The organism is Arthrobacter sp. Y3223164 (assembly GCF_059091005.1).
Window position 1 is genome coordinate 1 of record NZ_JBNHGF010000101.1, and the last position, 7,889, is coordinate 7,889.

The 7,889-nt window shown below is 67.4% G+C and carries 7 protein-coding genes; 3 read left to right on the top strand and 4 right to left on the bottom strand.

The features are described 5' to 3' along the window. The 4 genes from AC5RUJ_RS07425 to AC5RUJ_RS07440 all read right to left on the bottom strand — a co-directional run. The coding region (locus AC5RUJ_RS07425) for a DNA polymerase III subunit alpha (RefSeq protein ID WP_494155721.1) at positions 1–3,421 on the bottom strand (3,421 nt) is incomplete at its 3' end. Between the two features lie 99 nt (positions 3,422–3,520). Next, entirely contained in the window at positions 3,521–3,835 is a 315-nt protein-coding gene (locus AC5RUJ_RS07430) for a DUF6504 family protein (protein ID WP_493977563.1), read from the bottom strand. A gap of 258 nt (positions 3,836–4,093) precedes the next feature. Continuing rightward, positions 4,094–4,528, bottom strand: coding sequence for an SRPBCC domain-containing protein (locus AC5RUJ_RS07435; protein WP_494014076.1), 435 nt, complete (start codon positions 4,526–4,528; stop codon positions 4,094–4,096). 140 nt (positions 4,529–4,668) lie between these two features. Further along, positions 4,669–5,376: an SOS response-associated peptidase gene (locus AC5RUJ_RS07440; RefSeq protein WP_494014077.1), complete on the bottom strand. Its 708-nt coding sequence runs from the start codon at positions 5,374–5,376 to the stop codon at positions 4,669–4,671. Positions 5,377–5,545: 169 nt separating this feature from the next. Between AC5RUJ_RS07440 and AC5RUJ_RS07445 the strand changes: the two genes are divergently transcribed. The 3 genes from AC5RUJ_RS07445 to AC5RUJ_RS07455 all read left to right on the top strand — a co-directional run bounded on the left by AC5RUJ_RS07445 (position 5,546) and on the right by AC5RUJ_RS07455 (position 7,682). After that, entirely contained in the window at positions 5,546–5,803 is a 258-nt protein-coding gene (locus AC5RUJ_RS07445; protein ID WP_127512700.1) for a glutaredoxin domain-containing protein, read from the top strand. 164 nt (positions 5,804–5,967) lie between these two features. Next, a complete protein-coding gene (locus AC5RUJ_RS07450) occupies positions 5,968–7,056 on the top strand; it encodes an S-(hydroxymethyl)mycothiol dehydrogenase (protein WP_493999841.1) in 1,089 nt (362 codons plus the stop codon). Continuing rightward, positions 7,053–7,682: an MBL fold metallo-hydrolase gene (locus AC5RUJ_RS07455; RefSeq protein ID WP_493999842.1), complete on the top strand. Its 630-nt coding sequence runs from the start codon at positions 7,053–7,055 to the stop codon at positions 7,680–7,682. Before AC5RUJ_RS07450 ends, AC5RUJ_RS07455 begins: the two co-directional genes overlap by 4 nt. Positions 7,683–7,889 lie beyond the last annotated feature (207 nt).

Sequence of the window (7,889 nt, forward strand, 5' to 3'; positions counted from 1 at the left end):
CCGGCCCCCGTCCTGCCGCGGCCCCGGAAGGAACAGGGTGCCCCGGCAGCGGCAGGCTGGCGGTGTCCGAAAGGTCCCACGCCTCCAGCGCCTGCAGCCCGATTCCCCTGGGGCCGGTCCGCCGGGTGAGGCCGCGGATGAGCAGCATCTCGGTGCCGAACAGCAACGGGCCGGAGCGTTCCTGGGCTTCCTGGAAGAAGGTGGCGTCCACGCAGCCGGTGCCGTCGTCCACGCTGATGAAAACCACCCGACGGCCGCCGCGCATGGGCGGTGTCTGGGTGGCCACACGGATGCCGGCCACCATTACTTCGCTCCCGTTGCGCATCTGCAGCAGGTCCTTGGCCTGGGTGACTCCGAGTTGGGCCAGCAGCGGAGCGTAGCTCTCCATCAGGTGGGAGCTGGCGTCGATCGAGAGCAGGTCCAGTTCGGTGCGCACCTTGTCCACCGTGGTCGGTTCCGGGAAGACCGGGACCAGATGGCGCAGCTCCAAGTCCCCCAGCGGCAGGGACAGCTGGCCCTCGGTGGGCTGGTAGCGCTGGGGAACCGGGCGGCTGTCCGGCTGGTCCAGATGGTAGACCAAATCCGTCCGGCTGGCCGCCCGGCCGCCGCGCTGGCCGGTCCGGCGGTTCAGCTCGTCGAAGGCGCCCAGCTGGGCCAGGCGTTTGAGCGCGGGTTTGCCGACCTTGGCCCGCGCGCGCAGGTCGGCCAGCGATTCGTACGGCTGGCCGACGACGATGCGTTTGAGCTCGGCCGCCGAGAGCCCGTAGATGCCGGTCAGGCTCAGCCGGATCCCCAGCTTTTCGCCGCTGCCGGAGGGAACGCGTTCCACCTGGTAGCGGTCGGTGCTGCGGTTGATGTCCAGCGGCAGGATCGGGATGCCCAGCCGCCGCGCTTCGGCCACCAGCAGGCGCAGCGGGTACATTCCCGGATCGTGCTGCCACAGCCCGGCCAGGAACGCCTCGGGGTGGTGGGCCTTCAGCCAGGCCGTCTGGTAGGTGGGCACCGCGAAGGCGGCCCCGTGGGCTTTGCAGAAGCCAAAGCTGCCGAAGGACTTCAGCGTGCCCCACACCGTGTCGACCACCTCCGGCGGATACCCCCGGTCCAGCGAGGCGTTGCGGAAGTATTCCTCCACCGCGGGTTCGGCTTCCTCGTTGCCCAGCAGCCGGCGGAATTCGTCCGCCTTGGCCAGTCCGCAACCGGTGAAGACGTCGAAGGTCCGCAGGACCTGTTCGTGGAAGATCGTGACGCCGTGGGTTTCCTTGAGGACCGGAATCAAATCCGGGTGCGGGAAGCGCTCCGGCGCCCAGCCATGGCGGTGTTCCAGGAATGGCCGGACCATATCCGATTGCATCGGCCCCGGACGGAACAGCGAAATGTCGATAATCAGGTCGTTGAAGTCCCGCGGGGCCATCTTGCCCACCAGCTCGCGCTGGCCCGGCGATTCAATCTGGAAGCATCCCAGGGTGTGGGTGCTGCGGATCAGCTCATAGGTCGGCTCGTCGTCCAGCGGGACCTGTTCCAGGTTGATGGTCCCGTCCGCGGCAATGTAGTCGGGCCCGGTTCCGTCCTCGCCCACCGGATGCCGGCCGGCTGCCGTCACGGCGTCCTTGCCCGGATGTATGCGGGCTATTTCCTTGAGCGCGTAGGCGATGGAACTCTGCATCCGCACGCCCAGCACGTCCAGCTTGAGCATGCCCATCGGGTCCATGTCGTGTTTGTCGAACTGGCTCATCGGCAGACCCAGCCCGCTTGGCTGGGTAGGGGTGCGGTCCAACAGCGAGCTGTCGCCCAGGATCACGCCGCAGGGGTGCATGGAGATATGCCGGGGCAGCCGGTCCAGCCGTTCGGTCAAATCCACCAGCAGGTCCAGTTGCTGGTCCTGCTCCACCTGGGCGGAAAACGCGCGCAGCTCCGGCTTCTCCGCCATCGCCTCACGGAACTGGCGCGCGGAGAACCGCCAGAGCTGTTTGGCGATGCCCGAAATCTCCTCCTCCGGCAGGCCCAGCGCCAAGCCGGCGTCGCGGACCGCCCCGCGGGCACGGTAACCGTTCTGCATGCTCATCAGGGTGACCCGCTGGCTGCCGAAACGGTCGAAGATTTTTTGGTAGACGTTGTGCCGCTCTGCACTTTCCACATCGATGTCGATGTCCGGCAGGGTGGAACGGTCCTGGGAGAGGAAGCGCTCGAAGATCAGCCCGTGGTCCAGGGGGTTCACGTGGCTGATGTAGAGCAGATAGTTCACCAGGCTCGAGGCACCCGATCCCCGGGCCGCGGCGCGCACGCCCATCCCGGTGATCATGCGCGACACTTCGGCCACCGTCAGGAAGTAGGAGGCGAAGCCCAGCCGCGAGATGATGCCCAGCTCATGGGCCAGCCGGTCCCGCAGTTCCTTCTCCGCCCGTCCGGACATTCCGCCAAACCGTTCGGCGATGCCGGTTTCGCAGCGCTGGACCAGCTCGGCCACGGGATCCCCGTCGATCCCGATGACGGAGGCTTCGGGGACCACCGGGCGCTTGAACCCCATGTCCCGGTAAGGATCCATGCGGCACCGGTCGGCCACCGCTTCCGTCGTGGCCAGCAGGCGGATGACGTCCTTGCTTCCGCCGCCGGCTGCCTGCACGATTTCCCGCGCCAGGGCCTGCATCCGGTCGGGGGATTTCAACCAGCCCTGGGCGCTCGGCTGCAGATCCGGCAGCTTGGACAAGGCTGTCAGCGCCCTCGCCGAGTCCAGCACATCTGCAGTGGCGGCGCCGTCCTCTTCGCAGTAGCGCACGGCGTTGGTCAGCACTGCGGGAAGATTCAACTCCCCGGCCAGGTTAAGCATCCGCACCGCGTGGGCGGTACTGAGATTCTCCCCCGGGGCACTCAGGTGGGAGACAATTTCCACTGCGAGCGCCCCGGCCGGCAGTCCGCTGCGCCAGCGTCCGGCCAGCCGGCGGGCTTCGGCGTAGCTACGGCGGCGCAGCGCCTGTCCGACGTCGGAAAAAGGACCCACCAGCACCGTCAGGGCCGGTCCGCCGTCCGGAATGCCCGCATGCCGGGCGAGTTGATCCACCGTCACGCCGGGCGTCCGGCGGCTGGCGGAACGCCCGCGGGCAGCCGTGCCGGCGTGGGCTTCCGAGACCAGGCGGCAGAGCGCATGGTAACCGCTGCCCTGGTTCCCGCCATGGGCCAGCACCACAACGCGGCCGGTGTCCCGACCGCCGCCGTCTTGGACGGCCAGGTCCACGCCGACTATCGGATCCATCCCCGTCGCCAGGCATGCCTTCAGGTGCTTGACCGTGCCGTAGAGACCGTCCCGGTCGGTGCAGGCCAAGGCGTCGGCACCGAAGGAAGCGGCCGCTGCGGCCAGTTCCTCCGGCCAGGAGACACCGTAGTGGGCACTGTACGCCGTGGATACGTGCAGGTGGGTAAAGCTCATGGACATTCCAAACAACGGTCGGGTCTCGGGATCGGCATCCGGCGGACTGCCGAGGCGAACCGGGGGCTGACAGAAAGGCCGGCGGGAACCGTAGCGCGGTCAGGCGCTCAACTCCCGGACGGCATCATGGACGCGGATCAGGCGCCAGCGTCCGGTATCCACCTGATGGGATAGGTCCAGGGTGCGGATCTGCGACCGGCCATTCAGCCGCGCCTGCACCCGCCAGATCTCATGGTCCACCAGTCCCGCGCCCCGGCCCCGTTCCGCACGCAGTTCCTCCGCCCACCATTTGCGGCGTTCGTACCAACGCACCGGTTCCGCGACGATGCGGTAGCTCCTGCCCTGCCAGCGCAGCCGGAGCGGCTGTCCGGCAGGGGAACACACAACGTCAACTGCTTCGCTGAAAACACCCATGTCCCAGTCGCCTTTCATCTGGACAACGGGTCATAATCCCCGGCGAGCGCCCCTGCCAACACGCCCACCGAAGAACTTGACCCTCTTATTCTATTCGAATATGTATTCGAATCCAAGATCAAGCGTAGGTTCGGGCACTGACAAAATCGGGCCGCCCGCCAACGGCGGCTCAGCGCGCAGCCGCACGGCGGCCAAGCGCAGCAGCACTGCCTACTGCAGCAGGACGGCCAGGCGCGCGCCGTGCGGCGGCCAAGGAGCCTAGCCGTCGTGCTCGGCGAGGTACTTCACGTCGTGGACCAGCTTGTCCCACATCAGCTTGGAGTGTTCCGCCGCCTCGGCCGTCTCGTTGTTGTCCTGCGACAGCGTGAACTCCGTGCCGCCCGGAACTGCCTCCAGCGTCCAGACGAGACGGTGGTAGTTCTCGGGCACGTCCTCCCGGCCGGACAGCGGGCTGAAATGCGTGACGACCAGCCGCCGTCCGGGTTCGAACTCCAGCACCTGGCCCTTGTCCTCGTACGCCTCGCCCTCCCACTCGCCCCGCCATCGGATAGGCCCGCCAACGCTCCAATCGGTCTGCACCTCGGTGCCGAACATGAATCCCCTGATGGCCTCGGGGTCCGTGATCACGGACCAGACACGGTCCGGCGGCGCCGCAATGGTCGCCGTCGAACTGGCCACGTACCGTCCGGACATTGGCTTCCTCCCCTGGTTCCCGCCGTGGCGGCGCGGGCGCGGTTACTCCATCCCAGCTTCCGGCAGCCGGGGCCGGCACACAATGGCTGCAGGGATGCCGCTCAGGGAACGATCCCCGATTCCGGGGCGCCCGGCGGCGCTCATGCTGCTTCGTCGATGAGATCGGGCCCGTTGTTGCGCACGTTGTTGACCTTCGAACTGACCCGCCGCGGGACAAGATGCGGTTCGGGCATGGCCTCCAGCAGCTGCCGCACGTCGGCCTCGGATGTTGTTTCCGGATCCAGCCAGTCCGCATAGAGGCCGGGCGGAACGATCAGCGGCGTCCGGTCATGGATATGCCCGAGCGCATCGGCCGCCTGGGTGGTGATGATGGTGCAGGTGCGCAGCCACTTCTCCGGGTGGTCTTCGGGCAGGGCCGGGTCGGGCCAGTTCTCGAACAAAGCCGCGAAAGCCAGCGCCTCGTCGCCTTCGCCGTGCAGGTAGGTCGGGATCTTGCCGTCCTCGGTTTTCTGCCATTCGAAATACCCGTCGGCAACAAGCAATCCGCGCTTCCTGGCCGCCGCCTTGCGGAACGAGGGTTTCTCCGTCACGGTCTCCATCCGCGCGTTGATCAGGCGGGCGCCGGAGCGGGGGTCCTTGGCCCACGGCGGCACGAGGCCCCACCGGGCCAGGATGAGTTTCCTGGACACTCCCTCGCCGTCGGCCTGCTTGCGGTCGATGATCAAGGGGACCTCGTCGGTCGGAGCCACGTTGTAGGAAGGCTGGATCTCTTCGACATAGGACTCATCGACGTCGAAGGAAGCCACGAGGTCGCCGGTGCTCCGGGCCATGACGTATCTGCCGCACATGCCTCCATTATGGTCCAGCCGCGCGGCGGAAGCCCGGCGCGCGGCCCTTAAACGGCCTCGCACCCCGGCGGTACTCCCCGCCCGGCAGCCGCCGCGGCCGGCGCCGGGAATGACCGCGCCCGGTGAGACGTTGACATGTACACAAGCTTTCAGACCAGAAGGAGCCATCTTGGATTACACACCTGCTGCCGGAACCGTCACCATGTTCTCCACCACCTGGTGCGGGTACTGCCGCCGCCTGAAGACCCAGTTCGATGCGCAGGGCATCGGCTACACCGAGATTAATATCGAAGAGGTCCCCGGCACCGCGGAGCTCGTCGAGAAGCTCAACGACGGAAACCAGACGGTTCCCACCCTGCTCTTCCCGGATGGCAGCAGCGCCACGAACCCGCCGCTCTCCCTGGTCAAGGAACGCCTGGGCGTCTAGCAGCGGCAGGCTCCACCGGCGGAATCCGGACCGCGGGCCACGGGGCGCCGCAGTTTCCATAACAATCGTTTTGGAAATTGTGGCGCCCCTGTTTTGTTCCTAGGATGGGGCAGGACGGCCGACGACGGCCTCGCCAGACTTCGCTAGGAAGGAATCACTCCCGCATGGTTCACAAGGTTCGGGCAGTAGTGGCCCTGGAAAAGAATGCTCCGGTCTCCATCGAAACCATCCTGGTTCCCGATCCGGGCCCGGGCGAGGCGCTGGTGGACATCCTCACCTGCGGCGTCTGCCATACCGATCTGCACTACAAGCAGGGCGGGATCAACGACGACTTCCCGTTCCTGCTCGGCCACGAAGCCACCGGCGTGGTCAGCGCCGTCGGCCCCGACGTGACCGATCTTGAGCCCGGCGACCGCGTCATCCTGAACTGGCGCGCAGTGTGCGGCGAGTGCCGGGCCTGCCGGCGCGGTGAAGCCCAGTACTGCTTCAACACGCACAACGCCACCCAGAAGATGACCCTCGAGGACGGCACCGAGCTCTCCCCCGCCCTGGGCATCGGTGCCTTTGCCGAGAAGACCCTGGTGGCCGCCGGCCAGTGCACCAAGGTGGACGACGACGTCGACCCGGCGGCGGTCGGACTGCTCGGCTGCGGCGTCATGGCCGGCATCGGCGCGGCGATCAACACCGGCGAGGTCAAGCGCGGCGAATCCGTGGCCGTGATCGGCTGCGGCGGCGTGGGCATCGCCGCCATCGCCGGCGCAAAGCTGGCCGGCGCCACCACGATCATCGCCGTCGACATCGATGACAACAAGGTGGAGCTGGCCAAGTCGCTGGGTGCCACGCACGGGATCAACTCGAAGCAACAGGACCCGGTGGAGGCCATCCGGGCGCTCACCGGCGGCAACGGCGCCGACGTCGTGATTGAAGCGGTCGGACGTCCGGAAACCTACAAGCAGGCGTTCTACGCCCGCGACCTGGCCGGGCGCGTGGTCCTGGTGGGAGTCCCGACGCCGGACATGAAGATCGAACTGCCGCTGCTGGACGTGTTCGGTCGCGGCGGCTCGCTGAAGTCCTCCTGGTACGGCGATTGCCTGCCGTCCCGCGACTTCCCGATGCTGGTCAGCCACTACAAGCAGGGCAACCTGGACCTGGACGCCTTCGTCACCGAGCGGATCAAGCTCGACGAGGTTGAGGCCGCGTTCGACAAGATGCACGAGGGCAAGGTGCTGCGTTCGGTGGTGGAGGTCGCATGAGCGCCGCAATCGAAAACCTGGTCACCTCGGGCACGTTCTCGCTGGACGGCGGCACCTGGGACGTGGACAACAATGTGTGGATCGTCGGCGATGCCACCGAGGTCATCGTCATCGATCCGGCACATGATCCGCAGGCCATTGCCAACGCCGTCGGCTCCCGGAGCGTGAAGGCCATCCTGCTCACGCACGGTCACGACGACCACATCCGCGCCGTCGGTGCATTCCGGGACCTGGTGAAGGCACCTGTTTACCTGCACGACGCCGACCGGATGCTCTGGGACGCGGTCTTCCCGGACAGCGCACCCGACCACGCAATCGAGGACGGCGACACCTTCGAGATCGCGGGAGCGCGGCTGCAGGCCATCCACACTCCGGGCCACTCCCCCGGATCGGTCTGCTTCCACCTGGCATCGCAGAACGTGCTGTTCAGCGGGGACACGTTGTTCAACGGCGGTCCGGGAGCCACCGGCCGCAGCTATTCCAGCTTCGAAACGATCATCGAGTCGATCAAGGGCAGGCTGCTGACGCTGCCGCCCGAGACCACGGTGAAGACCGGTCACGGCGATTCCACCAGCATCGGCGCCGAAGCGCCGCAGCTCGACGAGTGGATTGCCCGCGGCCACTGAGTAAGTCCGGGCCCAGTCCCGCACCGCCCGCGTCCGACCGTATTCCGGTTCGGGTGCGGGCGGTGTGCTGTCCGGGGCCGGATCCGGCTTGCCGGCGGTGGCGCCATCGGTTCCACGCGCGGCTGCGGTGCGGCCGTCCGATCAGCCGCCGATGTAGTGCATCTCGACCCTTTGCCCTGGCCAGCCGGTGGCCGGGGGCGCCTCGCG

Bases quoted from the DNA above. Each gene is read 5' to 3' on its own strand.
- AC5RUJ_RS07435 (WP_494014076.1), bottom strand. From the start codon at position 4,528: ATGTCCGGACGGTACGTGGCCAGTTCGACGGCGACCATTGCGGCGCCG.
- AC5RUJ_RS07440 (WP_494014077.1), bottom strand. From the start codon at position 5,376: ATGTGCGGCAGATACGTCATGGCCCGGAGCACCGGCGACCTCGTGGCT.
- AC5RUJ_RS07430 (WP_493977563.1), bottom strand. From the start codon at position 3,835: ATGGGTGTTTTCAGCGAAGCAGTTGACGTTGTGTGTTCCCCTGCCGGA.
- AC5RUJ_RS07455 (WP_493999842.1), top strand. From the start codon at position 7,053: ATGAGCGCCGCAATCGAAAACCTGGTCACCTCGGGCACGTTCTCGCTG.
- AC5RUJ_RS07450 (WP_493999841.1), top strand. From the start codon at position 5,968: ATGGTTCACAAGGTTCGGGCAGTAGTGGCCCTGGAAAAGAATGCTCCG.